This is a genomic window from Synechococcus sp. UW69, from assembly GCF_900474185.1.
In the GTDB taxonomy this organism is placed as follows: domain Bacteria; phylum Cyanobacteriota; class Cyanobacteriia; order PCC-6307; family Cyanobiaceae; genus Parasynechococcus.
Window position 1 is genome coordinate 518,195 of the sequence record NZ_UCNW01000009.1, and the last position, 20,732, is coordinate 538,926.

The window sequence follows — 20,732 nt, forward strand, 5'->3', positions numbered from 1 at the left end:
CTCGACTTGGTGGGCATCAAGTGATTGGGTTGGGGATTAATGAAGTCGGTCCTTTGGGCAAGCTTCCAGATAATATTGCTTATTTTCGTTATTCCCTTAGTCAGGGCAATGGTGCAGGTGTTCACCCCCTGGCAAGAGAAACTGAAACCAAAGTGATTCGGGCGGAGGGGGTCGCCCGAGCAGCTTCTCGACTGCGTGATCAGGGATTTTATCCAGACTTGATCTGTGCTCATCCTGGTTGGGGTGAGGCTATGTTTTTGCGTACCGTTTGGCCGGATACTCCAGTTCTTTGTTATCAAGAATTTTTCTATCGTGAGCATGGTTTCGATGCCAATTTTGATCCTGAGTTTCTAGATGAAAAGCGGGATTGGGATTACGTTGCGCGAATAATCATGAAAAATGCTTATTTGCAAGTAACGCTGGAGCAGGCCACATGGAATGTTTCTCCAACCCATTTTCAGGCGAGCAGTTATCCGGAGCACTGGCGTCGAAAAATCAGCGTGATTCATGACGGCATTGATCTCCAGCAGGCTCGTCCCCATCCATCACCGGAGCCGCTCAAGCTGCCTGATGGCACCGTGTTGGAGAAGGGTCAACCGATCGTCACCTTTGTGAACCGCTGCCTGGAGCCCTATCGGGGCTGCCACACCTTCATCCGGGCCATTCCTGAACTGCAGCGGCAATACCCCGAAGCGCGGTTGGTGATCGTCGGCAAGACCAAGGGGGTGAGCTACGGCGCTGAGTGCCCGGACGGGGAGTGGGGTGAGCGCTTCCTGGCGGAAATCGATGGTCAGTACGACCCGAGCCGGGTTCATTTCACGGGCCCCTTGCCTTACAGCCAGTTCATTCCCTTGCTGCAGCTCAGTGCTTGCCACGTGTATCTCACCTACCCCTTTGTGATGAGCTGGAGCTTGCTGGAGGCAATGGCCTGTGGTTGTGCGGTGGTGGGGTCCGACACGGCTCCGGTGCGGGAGGTCGTTCGTCACGGCCAGAACGGTGTGCTGGTGGATTTCTTCTCACCCGCAGATCTGGCCGCGGCGGTGGTTGAGCTGCTCAACGATCCTCAGCGCGCTGCTGGCTTTGGTGCAGCGGCCCGAGAGACGGTCGAACGTAGTTATGACCTTGATGCCTGCGTCACTCGACAACTGGCTTTGATGGACCTGGTGGCCACTCGCAGCATCGTGGCCTGAGGTCACCCGGCAGACTGGGCCGCTGTACCCGCATCCCGCACGTGAGTCAGCTCCAGAGCCTCAGGGGCATGGTGGATCTGCTGCCGGAGGCGCTTCAGCGCTGGCAGGCGGTGGAGGCGATGGCTCGGGAGTATTTCCAGCGTTCAGGGTTTGGCGAGATTCGGACGCCGCTTCTGGAGACGACCGATCTGTTCTGCCGTGGCATCGGTGAGGGCACCGATGTGGTGGGCAAAGAGATGTACAGCTTTCAAGACCGGGGCGATCGCTCCTGCACCTTGCGGCCGGAAGGCACGGCCTCCGTGGTGCGTGCGGCCCTTCAGCACGGTTTGCTCAGTCAGGGTGCACAGAAGCTCTGGTATGCGGGGCCGATGTTTCGCTACGAGCGCCCCCAGGCCGGCCGGCAGCGTCAGTTCCACCAGATCGGTGTGGAGTGGCTGGGTGCTAGCAGTGCCCGTAGCGATGTTGAGGTGATCGCTCTGGCTTGGGACCTCCTGGCCAGCCTTGGGGTTGGGGGATTGGAGCTGGAATTGAACAGCCTTGGCACGGCGGAGGACCGCCAGGCCTACCGCAATGCACTAGTGGCCTGGCTCGAACAGCGGTCTGACGCTTTAGATCCTGATTCCCAGGCCCGACTCAGCACCAATCCGCTGCGGATCCTTGATTCCAAAAACAAGGACACTCAGACCCTGCTGGAGCAGGCACCCACTCTTGTGGATGCGCTCTGTGATGCCAGCCGTGAGCGTTTTGCCGACGTGCAGCAGGGGCTGACCGCCCTTGGCATTCCCTTCCGACTCAATCCCAGGCTGGTGCGTGGCTTGGATTACTACAGCCACACGGCTTTCGAGATCACCAGTGACCAACTCGGTGCCCAGGCCACCGTGTGCGGTGGTGGCCGTTACGACGGCTTGATCGGCCAGTTGGGAGGAGCCCCAACCCCCGCCATCGGTTGGGCTCTTGGAATGGAACGGCTTTTGCTCGTGCTTGAGGCTGCTGCGCAGGCGGATTCTCAAGGAGTCGCCGCCCGACTGACGGCGACTCCATCAGCCGAGGTTTATGTGGTGAACAGAGGTGGGGAGGCTGAGTGTGTTGCCCTGTCCTTGGCACGGGAGCTTCGGGCCGCTGGGCTTTGGGTCGAATTGGATGCGTCGGGCTCCTCTTTCGGCAAGCAGTTCAAGCGGGCCGATCGCAGCGGTGCGCGCTGGGCGCTGGTGCTCGGCGATGAGGAGGCCCAGGCGGGAATGGTGCGCCTCAAGCCGTTGCAGCAGCAGGGTGAGGAATCCACCGTTGCGATCTCGCCGGTGGCCGCGATTGTGGATGCACTGCGCACCCCCTGAGTATGCAGATCCACCTCGTCACTGGCGGTGCCGGCTTTCTCGGCTCCCATCTGATCGACCGCCTGATGGAGGGCGGTGATGAGGTGATCTGTCTCGACAATTACTTCACCGGCCGCAAGGCCAACATCGCCCGCTGGATTGGCCATCCCCGCTTCGAGCTCATCCGTCACGACGTCACGGAACCGATCAAGCTGGAGGTCGACCGGATCTGGCATCTGGCCTGTCCTGCCTCGCCGATTCACTATCAGTTCAATCCGGTCAAAACGGCCAAGACCAGTTTTCTCGGCACGTACAACATGCTGGGTCTGGCTCGGCGGGTAGGAGCGCGGTTGCTGCTGGCCAGCACCAGTGAGGTGTATGGCGATCCTGAGGTGCATCCCCAGCCCGAGAGTTACTGGGGTTCTGTCAATCCGATCGGTGTGCGTAGTTGCTACGACGAGGGAAAGCGCATCGCTGAAACCCTTTGTTTTGATTACCAGCGCATGAATGGTGTTGAGGTGCGGGTAGCGCGCATCTTCAACACCTATGGCCCGCGCATGCTCCTGGATGACGGCCGGGTGGTGAGCAACTTCATCGTTCAGGCTCTGCGGGGCGAACCACTGACGCTCTACGGAGATGGCCGCCAGACCCGCTCGTTCTGTTATGTCAGTGATCTCATCGAGGGGCTGATCCTCCTGATGAACGGTGAGCACAACGGGCCTATCAACCTAGGCAATCCTGCTGAATTCACGATTCGAGAGTTGGCGCAGCTGGTGCGTATGCGGATCAATCCGGAGCTGCCTTTGGAGGAGATGCCCTTACCACAGGATGACCCTCAACAGCGGCAACCGGCGATTGACCTCGCCCGTCAGCAGCTCGACTGGCAGCCGACTGTGTCACTGGAGCAGGGTCTGGCTCCCACCATCGACTCCTTCCGTAATCTCCTGGAACTTGAAGAAGGTTGCGGGACGTGAAGATTCAACGGATCTGCTGCATCGGTGCGGGGTATGTGGGCGGACCGACCATGGCGGTGATCGCTGATCGCTGCCAGCAGGTTCAAGTGCAGGTGGTGGATATCAACCAGGCGCGAATTGATGCTTGGAATGATCCCGACCTTGGCAAGTTGCCTGTGTATGAACCAGGGCTCGACCGCGTGGTCGAACGGGCTCGGGGACGCAACCTGCATTTCTCCACCGATGTGGCCGCTTCCATTGCCGCTGCGGACATGGTGTTCATTTCGGTCAACACGCCCACCAAGACCAAGGGGCTCGGAGCTGGACAGGCCAGTGATCTCCGTTGGGTGGAAGCCTGTGCCCGTGAGGTGGCTCAGGCGGCCACCGGTCACACGATCGTCGTGGAGAAGAGCACCCTGCCCGTGAGAACGGCTGCCGCCATTAAAACCATCCTGGAAGCAGCTAGTGACGGAGAGGATCAACGGACCTTTTCGGTGCTCTCCAATCCCGAGTTTCTGGCGGAAGGAACGGCCATTAGCGATCTGGAGGCCCCCGACCGGGTCTTGATCGGTGGTGATGATCCTGCATCCATTGATTCCCTCGCCGAGATCTACGCCCACTGGGTTCCTCAGCAGCAGATTTTGCGCACCAACCTTTGGAGTAGTGAGCTCTCAAAGCTCACCGCTAATGCCTTCTTAGCGCAGCGCATCAGCTCGATTAACTCCATTGCTGCCTTCTGCGAGGCCAGTGGGGCGGATGTACGTGAGGTGGCTCGGGCGATTGGCACCGACAGTCGGATCGGCCCGAAATTCCTCAATGCTGGGCCGGGGTTCGGTGGTAGCTGTTTCCAAAAGGACATCCTCAACCTGGTGTATCTCTGCCGTCATTTCGGCCTGCCGGAGGTGGCGGATTACTGGGAGAGTGTGGTGGCTCTGAACACGTGGCAACAGCACCGCATTGCCCGGTTGGTGGTGCAAAAGTTGTTCGGCACTGTGACTGGAAAGCGGCTGGCGATTCTTGGTTTTGCTTTCAAGGCCGACACCAACGACACCCGCGAAGCTCCGGCGATTCGCATCTGCCGAGATCTTCTCGAGGAAGGTGCTCAGCTGTCCATTCACGATCCCAAGGTGTCTGCTCAACAGATGGCACGGGACCTTCAACAGGAAGCAGCACCTCAGGCGGGCTCCCTCAGTGGAACCGGTAGTTGGGCTGAAGCCGGCACCATTGAAGATGCCGTGACAGGTGCCGATGCCGTGTTGGTGCTCACTGAATGGCAGCAATACCGCGATCTCAATTGGATGTCTCTTGCCGGCCGGATGCGCAAGCCGGCATGGGTCTTTGATGCGAGGGCGGTTGCCGACCCCGAACAGGTGAGAGCCGCGGGCCTAAGCCTTTGGCGAGTGGGGGATGGTGAGGGTTGATGGGGCGAACAGTTCTTGTCACTGGCGCTGCAGGCTTCATTGGCGCAGCCCTCTCGAGACGACTTCTGCAGCGTGGTGATCGTGTTGTCGGTCTCGACAATCTGAACAACTATTACGACCCCAGCCTTAAGCAGGCAAGGTTGGGTCAGATCGAAGCCGTGGCTCCTTCTGGAGCCTGGCGTTTTGAGCGTTTGGCGTTGGAAGATGGTGAGTCGTTGACGGCACTGTTTGCTGAAGAAAGGCCCAAGGTGGTGGTGAATCTGGCCGCGCAGGCTGGTGTTCGTTATTCCCTGGAGAACCCGGCGGCTTACATCCAGAGCAACCTGGTGGGCTTCGGGAATTTGCTCGAGGGCTGCCGCCATTCCGGCACCGAAAACCTTGTGTACGCCTCAAGTAGCTCGGTTTATGGCGGTAACCGTAATTTGCCGTTTCACGAACGTCAGCCGGTGAATCATCCGGTGAGCCTGTACGCCGCTAGCAAGAAGGCGAACGAGTTGATGGCTCATACCTACAGCCATCTCTATGGGCTGCCGGCTACAGGGTTGCGCTTTTTCACGGTGTATGGCCCCTGGGGGCGCCCCGACATGGCTCCGATGCTGTTTGCCAAAGCCATCCTTGCGGGTGAACCGATCAAGGTTTTCAACCACGGCAAGATGCAGCGTGATTTCACCTACATCGACGACATCGTCGAGGGGGTGTTGCGTTGCTGCGACAAGCCGGCGACTTCCAATGCTGCCTTTGATCCGCTGCAGCCGGACCCGGCCACGGCGGCGGCACCGCATCGGGTTTTCAATATCGGCAACAGTCAGCCCATCGAACTATTGCGCTTTATCGAGGTGATGGAGCAGACACTGGGCCGTGAGGCGGTGAAGGATTATCAACCGATGCAGCCGGGCGACGTTGTTTCTACGGCTGCCGACACATCAGCTCTTGAGAGTTGGATTGGTTTTAAACCTGCAACATCTCTTGTCTGCGGCATAAAAAATTTCACCGAATGGTTTACTGATTTCTATGATTGAGAAATTACTAATACTTTGTTTTGGGAGGAAAAATTTTCCTTTGGGCATTCGCTATTTGCGTTTACACGATCGCCACTTTGAAGGTTCAGCAGTTGTTGCTGGAAAAATCTACTGAATTGGCTTATTGAATGAAGCCAATTCTTGCTCGTGCCGATTAGTTCGTGATATATCAATTTTTTTACGATAATATTTTGGTGGCTTGCAGATTAATCGATCGCTTTTGATTTTCCTAGTCTTTCCCCGATTTTGGCTGGTTAATGCGATTTTATTAGTAAAAGCTGAAAGCTGGAAAGAGCCCTGAATATAGTAGATAACAATATTTTCTAGTGCTGTGTATTGGCACTACTCCTTATGCAGAGGTTGAGCTCTTAAATGATGATTTTAAATTGTGGTCTGAACTTTTTGCCGAAATCAGTGTTGCCTGTCATTGATTGATTTCTTGTCTCTCTGAAGTATTTATTAGTTGTTATAATTGATTTTTGAAGAGGCTTCTTGCGTTACGGCCATTAGACTTATAACTATAATGTCGATATCGCGCTCTTCGATTTTTAATAAACATGCACTATAAATTTAAGGGTAGACAGATAGTTGACAAGATGACTGCTCACAAATACTTGTTAATTGCAGGAAGTTGAAACTGTGGAATGATCTATTCGCATGATTGCTAAGTCTAGGTAGGCTGTTCACAAAGATCTCATAAACTAATGCCTTTTTTGGCAGGCATCTTATCTGTATTCCTGAAAACGTTAATCACTATATCGATTATATTCAAAAGAAATCGCAATTTCTAGAGTCGTTAGGCTTCATTAAATTATCAACAGATTATTCCCAAATGCGCAGTCATGAGCTGCATAATTGCGCAAAGCATATGTAATACAATTGTCCACATTTGGCTCAAATTTCTTTATCAAGAAACCCGATCGATCGATTTGAGTCTGCATTTATTCGCTACATGTTACAGAATAGAATACGTTGCCAGGAAACTATGCATGAAGCCAAGGCTGGTTTCAGCATGATCTTGCCAGGAAAAATATTCTTTCGCATTAAAATATTGGCGTGAATTTCACGCAGAAGTTGGCATTTGTCTATACGATAATCTGCTTTTGAATTCTGCTCAGTCTCAATAATATCCTCCATTGTTTCGACATTAATCATCATATTGCTGCATCAGATGTAGAGTCTAGATCTAATGATTCTCTGCCAAACTAAAAAAGACAGCAGTAATTTGCAAAGCTAAACCCTTCTTAGAAGCCAACAAAAATGCAATCAATTACCATAAGCCATGTATTCATAAATTAGAGCCAATGATCATCGAGATCTCAGCTCGTGGCTTGAAATTTGAACTGCTTTTGATGTGCTTTGGCCTTAATTGAAATCACTGTTCTTGCTTGACAGGATCACGGCGGGACAGCTATGATTTATATAACAAACTATTGCTATGGAATATTTTAATCGCATAAGTGATTTAATTCATCATAAGCATGATTATGAGAGTGCTTCATATTATATAAAAGAACTGCTTTCGAATAAAAGTTTAAGCAAGCAAGATGAGACCTTGCTAAAACTAAAGCTGAGATATTGTGCCTTAAAGCGTGGAAAAATTAAGTCCAAGTCACTAGTGGCCATTGATGAATCTGAGTGGCATTTAAGTAAAGCATTAGAAACAAATTTAGTAAGTCTTGGTGAAAATGGGCATCATTTAACAGAACTATCTATTTCGCCTAAAGTTACGATCATTTTGCCTATCTACAATGCCCCTATTGCTTTGAAAGGGTGTTTAGATAGCCTTTTAAATTGCACGCCTTCTTCTGTAAGAATTATAGCAATTAATGACGCTAGCACTGATCCTGAGATATCAAATTTACTTGACTCTTATTCAATAGCCCAAAATTTAGATATATATACAAATGCTGAGAATTTAGGCTTCTCAGGGACTGTAAATCGTGGATTTTCTTTGGCAAATAATAACGATGTGATTATACTCAACAGTGACACTGTTGTTACTCCTGGCTGGGTCTCTAATTTAAAGATCAAAGCTTATTCTAACCCTAGAATAGCAACAGTTACTCCTCTATCTAATAGCGCTGGTCCTTTCTCAGTTGCAAAAACTTGCTCACCAAGAGAAGCTATTCAAATTCAAAAGCTTCTTAATTCTCTCGGTTGTGAGCATCACTTTGAGAGTCTTCAAGAAATGCCAACAGGCCATGGTTTCTGCCTTTACATTAAATCCAAGGCTTTTGAAGAAGTCGGTTATTTTGATCAAGTTAACTTTCCTCGCGGCTATGGAGAAGAAAATGATTTTTGCATGAGACTAAAAAAGAAACAATATATAAATACTCTTGATACCAAAACTTATATTTATCATGCTGAAGCAGCCAGCTTTGGATCTGAGAATAAGATGTCTATGGTGAAAGAAGGTCGTCTCAAGGTTGACGAATTACATCCAGAATATACACAAGAGATAAGAGATTATTTTGCAAGCTTCAATTACAAGCAAGCTATTGAAAATTTGAATAGTTTTTTGCAAGAGAATATTTCCACTTCGGCAGCGCGTAACGCATTATTTTTGGTGAATGTTAAGACTGGCGGCACCCCGCAAACCAATCGCGACCTGATGATTGCACTAAAAAAGAATTATAATATACAACCTTTTTGCCTTTATGTAAGGAAAAGTGCTGCCCAGCTAAGTCTAATTGATAATAATTTTGATGAAATATTTGGGGCCGAATATTCTATTCCAGAGACAAGATTGCCATCCCATGCCAATCAATTTCTTGAAAGAATCTATATTCAACTTCTTGAAAAATTTAGATTCTCCTTTGTTCATGTTCGCCATATGGGTTGGCATAGCGTAAAAATATTTGATATTTTAAAGTTTTTTCATGTCCCTTGTTTCTTCAGCTTGCATGATTTTTATACGGTTTGTCCTAATATAAAATTGCAAGATGCTGATAACAAGCATTGTGGAGGCGATTGCCTGCACTCGAAAGCGGCGAATGATTGTAAATATGAATTATGGGATCACCCTTTTTCTAATGTTCTTAAGAATGATGGTGTTTATAAGTGGCAAAGCATATTTAAACAATGTTTGTCAGATGCCAATGCATTGATTACTACATCTCATACAGCTTTTGAGATAGTTCAAAGTGTGTACCCTGATGTTGTGTCTTGCAAGGATTTTCGCATTATTGAACATGGCCGAGAACTATATCTCTCATCATCGAAGTCTAGGAAACCCAAGAAACCAAGTACCGAGTCGAAACTCAAGTTACTTGCACCTGGCAATATTACAGATACGAAAGGTGGATTACTTATCAAGCAACTCGCTCAGGATGAGCAGCTAAGTAGTTGTTTAGAGGTTCATATTTTAGGTAATATTCAAAATCAACTTAATATTAACGATAACTCTTCGATAATATGTCATGGTGGTTATGATCGGAATGATTTTCCCGAAATAGTTGCTGCTTTGTCGCCAGACATTGGCCTAGTTTTGTCTATCTGGCCCGAAACGTATTGTCATACGTTGACTGAATTGTGGATGTGTAATGTGCCTGTTATTGGTACTAATCTAGGAGCAGTGGGTGATAGATTGAGGAAATGTGGTGGTGGATGGGTTATCGATCCCACCTATGGCTCGTTAAAGTTTATTTTAAACAAGCTTTTGAAAAATCGTGATTTGATCAATGATGCTCAAGATTCAATAATTAATAGATCGGATTATGGCTTATACCCTTTCATACTTCCAGTTAATGTGATGGCGAGAGAGTATATGTCGATCTATAGAACTTACTGCCAAGATCTAGCTTAGATCTCTTCAATTTGTTGTCTAGATAAGCTTCTGTATTGATCAATTATTTCTAGCATTTTTGTTATTTTTTCTGGTTGAATGCCTTCTTGGGATGAGATAATCAGGTTCAGATTTAATTCGCAATGCTTTACTTTCAATAGGGTCTGGTTGTAAAGAGCATTCACTGATTCTCTTACTTTGTTTTCCTCCATTTTTCGCTGGCCCTCAGTACGATGGATGTCATTTATTTTTTGGGTCGTATTTGCAAACAATGAGTCAAGTTCCTTGAGAAGCTTTAGATATAAGTTGTCTAAGGTTTTTTCTCTCCAATCAATTATGGTCTGCACTTTGCTTTCTATGCCATTATCCCCATCCAGTTCATCGGATTGAAGCGAGTTCTCCTCAGTATCTTTGTTGTCTATGAGATTGTATCCAAAAGCCTTGAAGTCATATTTATAGAACTGATTGATTGCTTGAATTGCTTTAGTGTTCAATTCAGACTTGTCAGCACGGCTCGAAAAGCTCTTAGCATTTTTCTCGGTCGGTATTTCTATATCGCTAATAGAATTATTTTCGCGAATATAGAATTCTGCTATGAATTCAATTCCATCCTCAAGCTTAAATATATTACACGGTGAGCTTGTATCAACAAAGTCGAGACACGTGCGGAAATGATTGTCTGCAAAACTGCAATCCACTGATGCTTTTTCCAGTGATTCTACGATCCACTCATTAATCTCTGGCTTGTCACATTGTTCTGTATTCCTAAATTGCCAGTTGAATTCAGATACAATTCTTGCGTATGGATTTCGTACAATGATAAATATATCCTCTAGCTTTTTCATGTTTACTATTGATTTTAGTTTTTCGCATGTTTGATGTTGTGGGGAAGCGGTTAGGCAATCTTGTGGTGGCAGACCACGCATTTCAAGCGTAGAAGAATAGCCATTGCTTTTAAATAGTTTATCAACCGAAGAGCCCCCACACTTTGGTACGTGTAAAAACAAAATTGAATGATTATTTTGTATGAATAGCGTCACGGCCGATACTATTTGATTTTTTATTATAGCCTTGCTAAGGCTTGGTGCTGATAATCTACCTGATCATCACGGTAGTGTAGACGAGGTTGATTTGCAAAGCCTCATTTTCGCTTTTGTTCATCGTTGCTTGTCGTGTATCATAGATAAGTTTCAAGCTTATTGACTTGGTTCATTCAAAGGCCGATAAAGGCTCTTATCTGCCTAGTTTATTGGAGTTGACTCAAGCTCTTGGCGGCTTAGTTGCCGATGTGGAAAACGCGAAAAGATTTAGCAATGTACAATTAGATCTTCTAGATCAGCGGTTAGGTGAATTTAAGTCATTAACGGAAGAGAGGGATGAAGCGCTTCGTTCGCTTTCTGTGTTGAGAGAGCAATTGGACATCAATGTCAAAGAGAAAGAACAGTTATCTCAGCAGGTTTCGGATATGAGCAGCCAGTTGGAAGAGCTTGATAGGGCTCGAAAGGAGAGCCTAGAAGCACGCCACCAAGTTGAATTGGTTCTACTCCAATTGGGTCAAGTGCAAGAGGAATTAGAGCATTATTTTCTTTTGAGTCGTCATCAGTCTGAATTGTTAAGGGCAAACGAGGAGTTGCAGGCGAGATTCGCTCTTTTGCTTGCAAATGCAGCCGATTAGATGTCTGCTGCAACGAGGTATTAACGAGGTATTCCCCATTTAATGCCTTGAATTAAATACAAAAAAACCGGCATTAGGCCGGTTTTGTATGTATTTCTGAATTTCAGCTCTGATCAAGCGGAGCCAACGCCTGTGTAGGAACCGTAGAAAAATAGACCCACAACAAACAGCACGGCCATTCCTCCTGCAGTAGCGACAAGCCATAGAGGAAGGACGCCTTCGGTCCAGCGTGACTTCCAGGGAACTGCGGGGCGGCCATCGGGCAGGCGATCTGGAATTCGACCGTCGGGAAACAGGGATTTTTTTCCGCTCATGGAATAAACCTCAGTTGAAGAAGTAGCTGGACATGAGCACGCCGGTCACGAAGACAAACAGCAGACCCAGGTAGAGGCTGGTGCGGTTGAGTTCAACCGGAAGGTTGTTGGGGTTGGGATTGCGTTCCATGAATCGGAATCAGCGGCGGATGAACTGCATCGCGGCGAGAGCGCCAAGGAAAAACACCGTCGGGATGCCGAGGGTGTGAAGTGCCAGCCAACGCACCGTAAAAATCGGATAATTGCGTGGCGTTGTGGAGACGGGGGGTGCTTGGGTCATGGCTTATTTCAAACGAATGTCGAGGTTGGATTTGCCCTCGTAACGCTGGGTAACCACGGGAGCCTTGCTTTCGGATGCCTGGAAGTAGGCGTCGGGGCGTGGGGTGCCAAAGGCGTCATAGGCCAGGCCGGTGGACACGAACAGGAACCCAGCCAAAAAGATGGAGGGGAGTGTCACAGCGTGAATCACCCAGTAACGGATGCTCGTGATGATTTCGAAGAACGTACGTTCTCCTGTTGAGCCGGCGGCCATGGCGTTGGGCGTGTCAGGACGATGATCTTAGGAGGTAGCGCTGGTCAGCTGAGGCTGAGGCTGCACCTCAGTTACACAGCGTTGCCGACCCAGCGCAGCAAATTGCCGCGCTCTCCGAGCACAAAAGCGTGCTCACCGTCGAAGACCATGCGCGTGAAGTTGCTTGGTTGACGGTCGCCAACGGGATCGTTCTCCCAGCTGTCGCCCCCGTCTTGGCTCACGAGAAGCGTGCCGTTGCCGCCACCGGCCCAGATGGCGCCGTCGTCATCCCAGGCCAGATCCATGTAGCCGTAGCCATTGGTGATGGGAATGATGGCTTTGCTCCAGCTGTCGAAATCCCCGGGCTCATCGTTGAGGCGTATTTGGGCGCCGCGAGCGACCATCCAGAGATTGCCGTCGGGTTGAAAGCCAATGCTTTGCAGGCGCTGACTGCTCACGCGCTGGTGGACTTGCCAGACAGAATCGCCCGGTTCCCAAGTGGCATAGAAGTTGCCCAGGCCACTCACACTCACATAGCTTCCGTCATTGCTGCGTCGCAGATCTCGCACGGCTCCCGCCGCATCGGTCACCTTCGCTTCCCAGCTCGACCCATCGTTGTGGGTCTCGTAGACAGCACCCACGTTGGTGGCGAGCTCCGCTGAGTGACGATCCAAAGCTGTAATCAGGTAAGGCTCGCCGGGCAGTTTTGTGTCGAGGAAAAGTCGTGTCCAGTTCTGGCCGCCGTCCTCGCTGTGCATCAGCAATCCCGGCTGTCCGGCAATCCAGCCTTCATCACCATTGAAATCGATACTGATTAGCCGGAAGTTCTCTTCGTCGGGAAGATCAAGGCTGCGTTCGTTCCAGTGAGCTCCGCCGTCGTTGGTTTCTCGGATCATGCGATTGCTGCCCACCAGATAGCCGTGGCGGCTGTCGGTGAAGGCCACATCCAATGGATTCGCTTGGGTGTCGAGGTCCAAGGCTTGCCATGGACTCGATGTCGCCATCGGAACATGAGTCGTGACGCACCCGCTGAGGCTGACCCCCAGGACAAGAATCAGCAAAAGCTGAGTCGCAGAGTTCAACAGACGTTTCATGAGTTGGCCTCAGCGCAGGGAGTAAAGGGATAAGAAGAAGGCGAAGCCGAGGGCAAGGCCGCCAAAGATCAGAACATTCTTCTGTCCTGGGGTCATTCGGTTGACACCGAGGCCAAAATTCAGATTTTCATCGAAGCCGCTGGCTTTGGCGCGCGGGCCGATGTCGCGGAAAGCGGCCACCCTGCTCCTGCAGACCGGACAACGAAACGACATCGGGTCGAGATCTTCGAACGCCGTTCCGGCTTCGATACCAACCTTTTTGACTCCTTCCTCAGGGTCGTAGACGTAGCCACAGCTGCGACATTCGAAACGGTGTGTCCGTGGATCGCTTTCCGGGGCAGTTTCAACCGCTGGCTCCACCGCCTCGGTCGCTTCGACCGGCTGGACGGACTGTTGTTCGTCGCTCACCGCTGTGTTGCTTGGCGGGTTGACTCTATCGGCGACAACTCCTGGCAGTGAATGCCAGACTGGCTCCGTCTACGGGGACCTCCATGTTTGCCCTGCCCGGCTACGACGCCTTCCTGGGGTTTCTGCTAATTGCAGCAGCAGTGCCTGTGTTGGCTCTCGTGACCAACAAGTTGGTGGCGCCGAAAAGTCGTGCCGGTGAGCGCCAGCTCACCTACGAATCCGGCATGGAACCCATTGGCGGCGCCTGGATTCAATTCAATATCCGCTACTACATGTTCGCGCTGGTCTTCGTCATCTTTGATGTGGAGACCGTGTTTCTTTACCCCTGGGCTGTTGCGTTCAACCGTCTCGGCTTGTTGGCCTTCATTGAAGCCTTGATTTTCATTGCCATTCTACTGGTGGCTTTGGCCTACGCCTGGCGCAAAGGCGCCCTCGAGTGGAGCTAGTCATGTCTGAAAACACATCCCCCTCTATTTCTGCTGTTCGCGATCTGCGCGAAGCCAGCTGCGGTCCGATTGGTGCCCCGACGGTCACCAACGACCTCAGCGAGAACGTCATCCTCACCAGCTTGGATGACCTGCATAACTGGGCACGTCTGAGCAGTCTCTGGCCCCTCCTCTATGGAACGGCCTGCTGCTTTATCGAGTTTGCGGCTTTGCTTGGTTCTCGCTTCGACTTTGACCGTTTTGGTCTTGTTCCTCGCAGTTCCCCACGTCAGGCCGATCTTTTGATCGTGGCCGGCACCGTCACCATGAAGATGGCTCCGGCTCTCGTACGGCTCTATGAGCAGATGCCAGAGCCGAAGTATGTGATCGCCATGGGCGCATGCACCATCACAGGCGGCATGTTCAGCGCTGACTCCACCACAGCTGTGCGCGGCGTCGACAAGTTGATTCCGGTGGATCTTTATCTACCTGGCTGCCCGCCCCGCCCCGAAGCCATTTTTGACGCCGTCATCAAGCTGCGCAAGAAAGTCGGGGATGAGTCGCTGGCGGAGCGGCGCAAGCATCAGCAGACCCATCGCTACATGACGGTCTCCCATCAGATGAAGCGTGTGGAGCCTGTTGTGACCGGCGCCTACCTCCGGGCTGAATCCCAAAAAGCTGCCCTTGCTGCTGCTCCAGCCGGTCAGACCTTGGCCACAGATGCCGCCGTGCTCACCCCTGCTGCTGAACCCGTCGAGTCATGAGCGAAACCCCCTCCAAAAAACCTGCCGCTTCCGATGAAGCTGGTGCTGTCGTTGCGCCGGAGCCTGGTCCGGTAAGCCAGTGGCTGAACAAGCAAGGCTTCGATCACAACAGCCTTGAGCCCGATCATCTTGGTGTCGAGCAGATCGGTGTGGAAGCTCCCGTTCTCCCGATGATTGCTGCGGCTCTCAAGAGCAATGGCTTCGATTATCTGCAGTGCCAGGGCGGGTATGACGAAGGGCCTGGCGAGCAGTTGGTTTGTTTTTACCACCTGTTGGCGATGGCGGAACAGGTTGAAGCCATGGCGGCTGATCCTTCCGCAAAGCTGCGGGAAGTGCGGATCAAAGTGTTCCTCAGCCGGGAGGGCACCCCGTCGCTTCCATCGATCTACGGCCTATTTCGTGGAGCTGATTGGCAGGAGCGTGAAACGTTCGACATGTACGGCATTCAATTCGAGGGCCATCCCCATCCCAAGCGTCTTTTGATGCCGGAGGACTGGAAAGGTTGGCCGTTGCGCAAGGACTACGTCCAGCCAGATTTCTACGAAATGCAGGACGCCTATTGATCGCGTCTCAGGATGCGTGTTGGGAGCGGTGGCTGCGGTAAAACCTGATGACTGCTAGAGCCAGGCTGCGGGAATCGTGACGCAAGGTCGCTGTAGGTCGGATTCCCTGCAGAGGTGCTTGGGTGACGTCATAACCATCCGATCGAAGCCCTTCGGCATCACAACGCACCGGATCCGCACCCCGGCTTTGGTAGTGGCGCACCAGGTCTGAAGGTGGAAGGTCGTCTTGGGCAAGAACGGCATTAAACAGCCTGGGTTCAATGCCGAGGCTGGCCAACTGCGCTTCGATCGCCCGGATGTGACCGCGCACATCCAGGCCGTCGGTCTCGCCGGGCTGTGTCATCAGGTTGCAGATGTAGAGCCGTGGTGCTCGGCTGCGTTTGATGGCACTCACTAGCTCCGGCACCAGCAGATTTGGGAGCAGAGACGTGTAGAGGCTGCCCGGCCCGAGCACGATCAGGTCGGCGTTGGCGATCGCTTCGAGCGCTCTTGGTAGGGCAGGCGGGCGTTCTGGAATGCAGCCCAGACGAACGATGGGGCTGGGGGCGTTTCCGATGTTGCTCTCTCCTTCGATCCGTTGACCGTTTTCGAGCTCTGCCCAAAGCCGCACATCCACATTGGTGGCAGGGACCACTTGTCCTTGAACTGCCAGAACACGACTGGAGGCGGTGATGGCTGTTTCCAGATTTCCCGTGATGGCCGTTAGGGCTGAAAGAAAAAGATTGCCAAAGCTGTGACCTTCCAGGCCGCTACCGGCCGAGAAGCGGTACTGGAAAAGGCGGGTGAGCAGAGGCTCTTCTGTTGAGAGTGCTGCCAGGCAGTTGCGGATGTCACCTGGGGGCAGCACCCCCAATTCCCGCCGGAGCACACCGCTGCTGCCGCCGTCATCCGCGACGGTGACGATGGCGGTGATGTGACTGCTGTAGCGCTTCAAACCACTCAGCAGGGTCGATAAGCCGGTGCCGCCGCCGATGGCCACGATGTTGGGGCCCCGGTTCAAGCGGCTCTTGGCCCGCAGGGCATCCACCAGCACGGTGTCTTTGTCGGGGGCGAGAGCCTGTTGAATCGAGCCGAAGCTGCGGCTTTGACCCCAGAGGAGCAGGCCACTGCCGATCAAGACCACCAGTGGCCCCGTAAATTCACGGGGCAACACCGTGGTGAGGGTGCCCAGCAGCCAGCTGAGGGTTTCCAAAATCCAGTAAATCGGCTTCAGATCGGCCCAGATGGCGGCACCCAGCAGAGCCATCAACAGCCCCAACCCGGATGTGAGCAGCCAGCGCTTGACCACCAAGCCGGGTTGCAGCCAGCGCACTGCCCTTTGGGATCGGGTCATCAGATCCCGACGCCGCATGTCGCGCATCATCCGGGCCTGGCGTCTACTTTTCGGGGTCTTTGGCGCCAAGGAAAGACTTGGTCCGCTAGTTCCCCAAACTGTACGGAGCTTGTCGAAAGGCGGCAGGATGTCTGTGTTTTTCGGCCCAGATCGTGCCGCAGTCTGAACCCGTCGTGGAGATGCGGGACCTCACGATGCAGTGGGGACCTAAGCCTGTGCTGAATCGGGTCAATCTGACCCTGCGCCCGGGGGAGCGGTTGGCCGTGGTGGGCCCATCGGGTGCGGGAAAGTCAACGGTGCTGCGCCTGCTGGCCGGTCTGCAGTTGCCCACCAGCGGTGAACTGCGCGTGTTCGACCAACCACAGACGTATCTACGGCTGGATCAGACCGATCCGCCCGACGTTCGGCTGGTGTTCCAAAACCCCGCCTTGCTGGCCTCCCTCACGGTGGAGGAGAACGTTGGTTTCCTGCTGCGCGAAAGGGCGCAGCTGTCGCAGAAGGAGATTCGTGATCGTGTGAATGCCTGCCTCGAAGCTGTTGGGCTCTATGACGTGGCCCATCTCTACGCCGGGGAATTGAGTGGTGGTATGCAGAAGCGGGTGAGCTTCGCCCGTGCGCTGATTGATGATCCCCAGAGGGGGGATCAGTCGATGCCCTTGCTGCTGTACGACGAGCCCACGGCAGGCCTCGATCCTGTGGCCTGCACGCGGATTGAGGATTTGATTGTGAAAACCACCACCGTGGCGCAGGGGTGTTCGGTGGTGGTGAGTCATGTACGCAGCACGATCGAACGGTCTGCGGAACGGGTGGTGATGCTTTACGACGGCCAGTTTCAGTGGGAAGGCTCAGTGGATGCGTTCCGCACCACAGACAACCCCTATGTCGTGCAGTTCAGGACGGGTAGCCTGCGCGGACCGATGCAACCGGCGGAGCACTGATCACCATGCGACGCAGCGTTCGTGATGCCATCGTCGGATTCACTGTGATCGGCGGCATCATCGGCTTTGCTTCCACGGCCTTGTGGTTGCGAGGTGTTCGTTTGGGCTCCAGCCACTGGACCCTGACCGCACGTTTCAACGATGCGGCTGGGCTGGCGGAGCGCTCCCCTGTGACCTATCGGGGGATCCTGGTGGGTTCGGTGCGCTCGATTGCGGTGACCCCCGAAGCGGTGGTGGCTGAGCTCGAAATTGACAAAGGTGATCTGCTCCTGTCGCTGCCCGTCACGGCCACGGTGGCCTCCGGTTCCCTGCTGGGGGGAGATGCGCAGGTCTCACTTGTCAGTCGCGGCACACCGTTGCCCAAAGGTGCCCCTCTCCCGCGTGCTGCTGACTGCCGGGCTGAACAGCAACTCTGTGATGGCAGCACTGTGGAAGGGAGTGAGGCGGCCAGCCTTTCGACAGTGACGGAAACCCTGCAAGAGCTGCTGGCCCAGGCTCAGCAAGAACGGGTCATCCCAAATTTGGCTGCATCACTTGAGCAGATTGAGGCCACCACAAAGGAATTTGAGCTGTTGACCGTGCAGCTCCAGGAGGAGCTGGCCCAGGCTGTTCCGGTGATTCGCAATCTGGAGGCGGCGACGGCGCATGTGAACAACATTGCGTCCTCTCTCGATAATCCCCAGACGTTGAGTGAGCTCAAGCAGACGGCCGCCAATGCCGCACAGCTCACCGCCAAGATCGATGCGGTCGGCGGCGATGTGGCTCAACTCACAGGAGATCCTGAGTTCATGCAGGGCGTGCGCAATATCACCATTGGCTTGGGTGAGTTGTTTGGTGAGATTTACCCGGCCCAGACCGCTCAATAGGCACGATATTGTGCCTGTGATTTCACGATTTATTCACGATATCGTTCCGTTTAGATGTTGGTGATCGCATCCATCGCCACAGCTGCGATGGCCTGATCGCTTGCCTTGGGCAGCTGCACGTATTTGCCTCCGGCGGCTTCGGCGAGATCTTTTCCCATGCCGCTGCCGATGAACTTGCGCTCGGTGTCGATCACCAGCAGCTTGATCCCGAGCATCCGGTAACGGGCCGCTACATCCAGCACCTCCTGCTTTAGGTCGGGTTTCTCCTCGCCCTCCAGCTCGGGTTGGCCCAGAGAGGTGCTGAGTGGCACGTTTCCGCGTCCGTCGGTGATCGCCACCACCACCACCTGGCCGAGATCGCCAGTGGCCAGTGCGTTCGCACCGACACGGGCGGCCTGGGTGAGGCCATGGGCTAGTGGTGAACCGCCGCCGCAGGGCATCGATTCCAGCCGGCGGCGGGCTGCCGTGATTGAGCGGGTGGGGGGCAGAAGCACTTCGGCCTGATCGCCTCGGAAGGGGATCAGGGCCACTTCATCGCGGTTTTCGTAGGCCTCGGTGAGCAGCCGGATCACGGCGCCCTTGGCGCTCTGCATCCGGTTCAGGGCCATCGAACCGCTGGCATCGACCAGGAACACCACTAGGGCACCGGCTTTGCGCTGCAGAAGCTTTGCCCGGAGGTCGCCCTCTTCCACGATCACGGTGCGACCGGGTTCCCGTTCCCGCCGGATCTTCTGGTAGGGCGCGGCGGCCCGCAGGGTGGCGTCCACGGCGATCCGGCGGACCGGACCGCGCGGCAGCATCGGTTTCACATAGCGACCACGACTGTCGCTAAGCACCACCGAACGGCTTCCGCTGTTGCCGCTTTTGGCTTTGGCGGCGTTGAACAGCAGCAGGTCGGGGTCGACCTCGATCGCTTCCGGATCGAGCATGAACTCTTCGGGAACAGCCGGTGGAGCCTGATCCTCCTCGCCGTCATCGTCGCTGCTGTCGTCCTCGCTGTTGTCTTCCGGTGGGTCGGCCTCCTCGTCGTCCGATCCCTCCGGTGGTGGGGGTGGGTTGTCCTGTTGCTGATCCCCCTGGTCCTGCGGTGGTGGCGGTGGCTCCTGGTCTTGCGGCGGTGGCGGTTCCATTTGCTGGTCCGGTGGCGGCATCTGGGAGGCCCGTGGTGCGATCACCAGGGCGACGGCCACCTGGAGGTCTTCGGCTTCAACCCGATCCCGGCCGCTGAGGGCCGCATGGGCCCGGGCCACCCGTACTGCGTAGAGCTCGGAGCGGTGGCCTTCCACGCCGCCGCGGATGGCTTCAGTCACCAAATATTCGATTTGTTCGCGGCTGATCTGCACATCCGGCAGCCACTGGCGTGCCAGTAGCAGCTGGGTGGCCAGGGCATCCGTTTCTTCCCCCCACTTTTCGGCAAAGCTGCGGCTGCATTGGCCATGGCTGATGACGGCATTGGTGATTTCAACCCGCTGCTCGGTGCTCACCAACTGGTTGGCCGACAGCACAATGGCGAAGCGATCCAGCAGGTGATCGCGAATGTTGCCTTCCTCCGGGTTGTAGGTGGCGATTAGCAGGGGGCGGCAGGGGTGGCTGAGGCTGAGACCTTCCCGCTCCACCCGGTTCTCGCCGCTGCCCACGGCCGCCAGCATCAGGTTGACGATGCCGTCGTCGAGCAGGTTCAGCTCGTCGACATAGAGCACGCCGCGATGGGCATCCGCCAGCAGGCCCGGCTGGAAAACGGCACTGCCACTGGAGAGTGAGGCGGCCACATCCACGGCACCCACCAGACGGTCTTCGGTGATTCCGAGAGGGATCTGGACGAAGGGGGCGGCGATGACCGTGGAGGGGGCTTCACCTGAGATCCGCTTTCGGGTGGCCGCATCCCATTCCTCTGGGTTCTGTGGGTCGAGGTTGCGGCCCACGCCACCCTCTGCATCCAGAACGTCGATGGGTGGCAGAAGGGCATGCAGCCCCCGGGCCAAGACAGATTTACCGGTGCCGCGTCCCCCGGCAATCACCACACCGCCCAAGCCTGGGTCGACTGCCGCCAACAAAAGGGCGAGCTTGAGGGTTCCGTGGCCGGTAATTGCGGCCAGAGGAAAAGCGCGGGTCGCTTGGTCGTTCTTGAGTGCTACACCGCTTGCCGCCATGGACGCGT

Annotated in this window: 21 protein-coding genes; 12 read left to right on the forward strand and 9 right to left on the reverse strand. The window is 53.9% G+C overall.

Annotated elements, in window-relative coordinates:
• Positions 1-20 precede the first annotated feature (20 nt).
• The 6 genes from DXY29_RS10165 to DXY29_RS10195 all read left to right on the forward strand — a co-directional run bounded on the left by DXY29_RS10165 (position 21) and on the right by DXY29_RS10195 (position 9,704).
• Positions 21-1,190 (forward strand): glycosyltransferase, encoded by a 1,170-nt coding sequence (locus DXY29_RS10165; RefSeq protein WP_371411083.1) that lies wholly within the window; start codon positions 21-23, stop codon positions 1,188-1,190.
• A gap of 41 nt (positions 1,191-1,231) precedes the next feature.
• Complete coding sequence (gene hisS / locus DXY29_RS10170) at positions 1,232-2,524, forward strand: histidine--tRNA ligase (RefSeq protein ID WP_115024884.1); 1,293 nt, start codon at positions 1,232-1,234, stop codon at positions 2,522-2,524.
• Between the two features lie 2 nt (positions 2,525-2,526).
• Positions 2,527-3,477, forward strand: coding sequence for a UDP-glucuronic acid decarboxylase family protein (locus DXY29_RS10175; RefSeq protein ID WP_115024885.1), 951 nt, complete (start codon positions 2,527-2,529; stop codon positions 3,475-3,477).
• A complete protein-coding gene (locus tag DXY29_RS10180) occupies positions 3,474-4,877 on the forward strand; it encodes a nucleotide sugar dehydrogenase (protein WP_115025052.1) in 1,404 nt (467 codons plus the stop codon). The genes DXY29_RS10175 and DXY29_RS10180 overlap by 4 nt, the downstream gene beginning before the upstream one ends.
• Entirely contained in the window at positions 4,877-5,896 is a 1,020-nt protein-coding gene (locus tag DXY29_RS10185; protein WP_115024886.1) for an NAD-dependent epimerase, read from the forward strand. The genes DXY29_RS10180 and DXY29_RS10185 overlap by 1 nt, the downstream gene beginning before the upstream one ends.
• Positions 5,897-7,334: 1,438 nt before the next feature.
• Positions 7,335-9,704, forward strand: coding sequence for a glycosyltransferase (locus DXY29_RS10195; RefSeq protein ID WP_115024888.1), 2,370 nt, complete (start codon positions 7,335-7,337; stop codon positions 9,702-9,704).
• On the opposite strand, the gene DXY29_RS10200 is transcribed toward DXY29_RS10195, so the two are convergent.
• Entirely contained in the window at positions 9,701-10,723 is a 1,023-nt protein-coding gene (locus tag DXY29_RS10200) for a sulfotransferase family 2 domain-containing protein (RefSeq protein WP_170952192.1), read from the reverse strand. The genes DXY29_RS10195 and DXY29_RS10200 overlap by 4 nt on opposite strands.
• Positions 10,724-10,887: 164 nt before the next feature.
• On the opposite strand from DXY29_RS10200, the gene DXY29_RS10205 reads away from it, so the two are divergent.
• On the forward strand, positions 10,888-11,358 hold the full coding sequence (locus DXY29_RS10205) for a hypothetical protein (RefSeq protein WP_136987754.1): 471 nt from the start codon (positions 10,888-10,890) through the stop codon (positions 11,356-11,358).
• Positions 11,359-11,471: 113 nt separating this feature from the next.
• Here DXY29_RS10205 and DXY29_RS10210 read toward each other — a convergent pair whose 3' ends face one another.
• The 6 genes from DXY29_RS10210 to DXY29_RS10235 form a co-directional block, all read right to left on the reverse strand.
• Positions 11,472-11,672 (reverse strand): photosystem II reaction center protein J, encoded by a 201-nt coding sequence (locus DXY29_RS10210; protein WP_115024891.1) that lies wholly within the window; start codon positions 11,670-11,672, stop codon positions 11,472-11,474.
• 10 nt (positions 11,673-11,682) lie between these two features.
• Complete coding sequence (locus tag DXY29_RS10215) at positions 11,683-11,802, reverse strand: photosystem II reaction center protein L (RefSeq protein WP_006852026.1); 120 nt, start codon at positions 11,800-11,802, stop codon at positions 11,683-11,685.
• A 9-nt stretch (positions 11,803-11,811) separates the two neighbouring features.
• A complete protein-coding gene (psbF, locus tag DXY29_RS10220; protein ID WP_115024892.1) occupies positions 11,812-11,952 on the reverse strand; it encodes a cytochrome b559 subunit beta in 141 nt (46 codons plus the stop codon).
• 3 nt (positions 11,953-11,955) lie between these two features.
• Positions 11,956-12,204, reverse strand: a complete 249-nt coding sequence (gene psbE / locus DXY29_RS10225; RefSeq protein WP_115024893.1) for a cytochrome b559 subunit alpha — start codon at positions 12,202-12,204, stop codon at positions 11,956-11,958.
• A 71-nt stretch (positions 12,205-12,275) separates the two neighbouring features.
• Positions 12,276-13,277 (reverse strand): photosynthesis system II assembly factor Ycf48, encoded by a 1,002-nt coding sequence (locus tag DXY29_RS10230; protein WP_115024894.1) that lies wholly within the window; start codon positions 13,275-13,277, stop codon positions 12,276-12,278.
• A 9-nt stretch (positions 13,278-13,286) separates the two neighbouring features.
• On the reverse strand, positions 13,287-13,685 hold the full coding sequence (locus DXY29_RS10235) for a rubredoxin (RefSeq protein WP_115024895.1): 399 nt from the start codon (positions 13,683-13,685) through the stop codon (positions 13,287-13,289).
• Positions 13,686-13,768: 83 nt separating this feature from the next.
• On the opposite strand from DXY29_RS10235, the gene DXY29_RS10240 reads away from it, so the two are divergent.
• The 3 genes from DXY29_RS10240 to DXY29_RS10250 are packed head-to-tail and all read left to right on the forward strand — an operon-like array spanning position 13,769 to position 15,437.
• On the forward strand, positions 13,769-14,131 hold the full coding sequence (locus tag DXY29_RS10240) for an NAD(P)H-quinone oxidoreductase subunit 3 (protein WP_011363234.1): 363 nt from the start codon (positions 13,769-13,771) through the stop codon (positions 14,129-14,131).
• A 2-nt stretch (positions 14,132-14,133) separates the two neighbouring features.
• Complete coding sequence (locus tag DXY29_RS10245; RefSeq protein ID WP_115024896.1) at positions 14,134-14,874, forward strand: NADH dehydrogenase subunit K; 741 nt, start codon at positions 14,134-14,136, stop codon at positions 14,872-14,874.
• Entirely contained in the window at positions 14,871-15,437 is a 567-nt protein-coding gene (locus DXY29_RS10250) for an NAD(P)H-quinone oxidoreductase subunit J (protein ID WP_115024897.1), read from the forward strand. Before DXY29_RS10245 ends, DXY29_RS10250 begins: the two co-directional genes overlap by 4 nt.
• 7 nt (positions 15,438-15,444) lie before the next feature.
• On the opposite strand, the gene yvcK is transcribed toward DXY29_RS10250, so the two are convergent.
• The gene (gene yvcK / locus DXY29_RS10255; RefSeq protein WP_115024898.1) at positions 15,445-16,800 is read right to left on the reverse strand and encodes a gluconeogenesis factor YvcK family protein; all 1,356 of its coding nucleotides are present in this window, start codon (positions 16,798-16,800) and stop codon (positions 15,445-15,447) included.
• A gap of 149 nt (positions 16,801-16,949) precedes the next feature.
• On the opposite strand from yvcK, the gene DXY29_RS10260 reads away from it, so the two are divergent.
• Positions 16,950-17,708, forward strand: a complete 759-nt coding sequence (locus tag DXY29_RS10260; protein ID WP_170952207.1) for an ABC transporter ATP-binding protein — start codon at positions 16,950-16,952, stop codon at positions 17,706-17,708.
• 5 nt (positions 17,709-17,713) lie between these two features.
• A complete protein-coding gene (locus DXY29_RS10265; RefSeq protein ID WP_115024900.1) occupies positions 17,714-18,574 on the forward strand; it encodes an MlaD family protein in 861 nt (286 codons plus the stop codon).
• Positions 18,575-18,624: 50 nt separating this feature from the next.
• On the opposite strand, the gene DXY29_RS10270 is transcribed toward DXY29_RS10265, so the two are convergent.
• Positions 18,625-20,724: a putative cobaltochelatase gene (locus DXY29_RS10270; RefSeq protein ID WP_115024901.1), complete on the reverse strand. Its 2,100-nt coding sequence runs from the start codon at positions 20,722-20,724 to the stop codon at positions 18,625-18,627.
• Positions 20,725-20,732: the final 8 nt, after the last annotated feature.

What these genes read in the sequence shown, in the direction of transcription:
- DXY29_RS10250 (WP_115024897.1), top strand. Translation starts at nt 14,871, where the DNA reads ATGAGCGAAACCCCCTCCAAAAAACCTGCCGCTTCCGATGAAGCTGGT.
- DXY29_RS10260 (WP_170952207.1), top strand. Translation starts at nt 16,950, where the DNA reads ATGCGGGACCTCACGATGCAGTGGGGACCTAAGCCTGTGCTGAATCGG.
- DXY29_RS10230 (WP_115024894.1), bottom strand. Translation starts at nt 13,277, where the DNA reads ATGAAACGTCTGTTGAACTCTGCGACTCAGCTTTTGCTGATTCTTGTC.
- DXY29_RS10245 (WP_115024896.1), top strand. Translation starts at nt 14,134, where the DNA reads ATGTCTGAAAACACATCCCCCTCTATTTCTGCTGTTCGCGATCTGCGC.
- DXY29_RS10240 (WP_011363234.1), top strand. Translation starts at nt 13,769, where the DNA reads ATGTTTGCCCTGCCCGGCTACGACGCCTTCCTGGGGTTTCTGCTAATT.
- DXY29_RS10215 (WP_006852026.1), bottom strand. Translation starts at nt 11,802, where the DNA reads ATGGAACGCAATCCCAACCCCAACAACCTTCCGGTTGAACTCAACCGC.
- DXY29_RS10175 (WP_115024885.1), top strand. Translation starts at nt 2,527, where the DNA reads ATGCAGATCCACCTCGTCACTGGCGGTGCCGGCTTTCTCGGCTCCCAT.
- DXY29_RS10265 (WP_115024900.1), top strand. Translation starts at nt 17,714, where the DNA reads ATGCGACGCAGCGTTCGTGATGCCATCGTCGGATTCACTGTGATCGGC.
- DXY29_RS10270 (WP_115024901.1), bottom strand. Translation starts at nt 20,724, where the DNA reads ATGGCGGCAAGCGGTGTAGCACTCAAGAACGACCAAGCGACCCGCGCT.
- psbF (WP_115024892.1), bottom strand. Translation starts at nt 11,952, where the DNA reads ATGACCCAAGCACCCCCCGTCTCCACAACGCCACGCAATTATCCGATT.
- DXY29_RS10210 (WP_115024891.1), bottom strand. Translation starts at nt 11,672, where the DNA reads ATGAGCGGAAAAAAATCCCTGTTTCCCGACGGTCGAATTCCAGATCGC.
- DXY29_RS10185 (WP_115024886.1), top strand. Translation starts at nt 4,877, where the DNA reads ATGGGGCGAACAGTTCTTGTCACTGGCGCTGCAGGCTTCATTGGCGCA.
- DXY29_RS10195 (WP_115024888.1), top strand. Translation starts at nt 7,335, where the DNA reads ATGGAATATTTTAATCGCATAAGTGATTTAATTCATCATAAGCATGAT.
- yvcK (WP_115024898.1), bottom strand. Translation starts at nt 16,800, where the DNA reads ATGATGCGCGACATGCGGCGTCGGGATCTGATGACCCGATCCCAAAGG.
- psbE (WP_115024893.1), bottom strand. Translation starts at nt 12,204, where the DNA reads ATGGCCGCCGGCTCAACAGGAGAACGTACGTTCTTCGAAATCATCACG.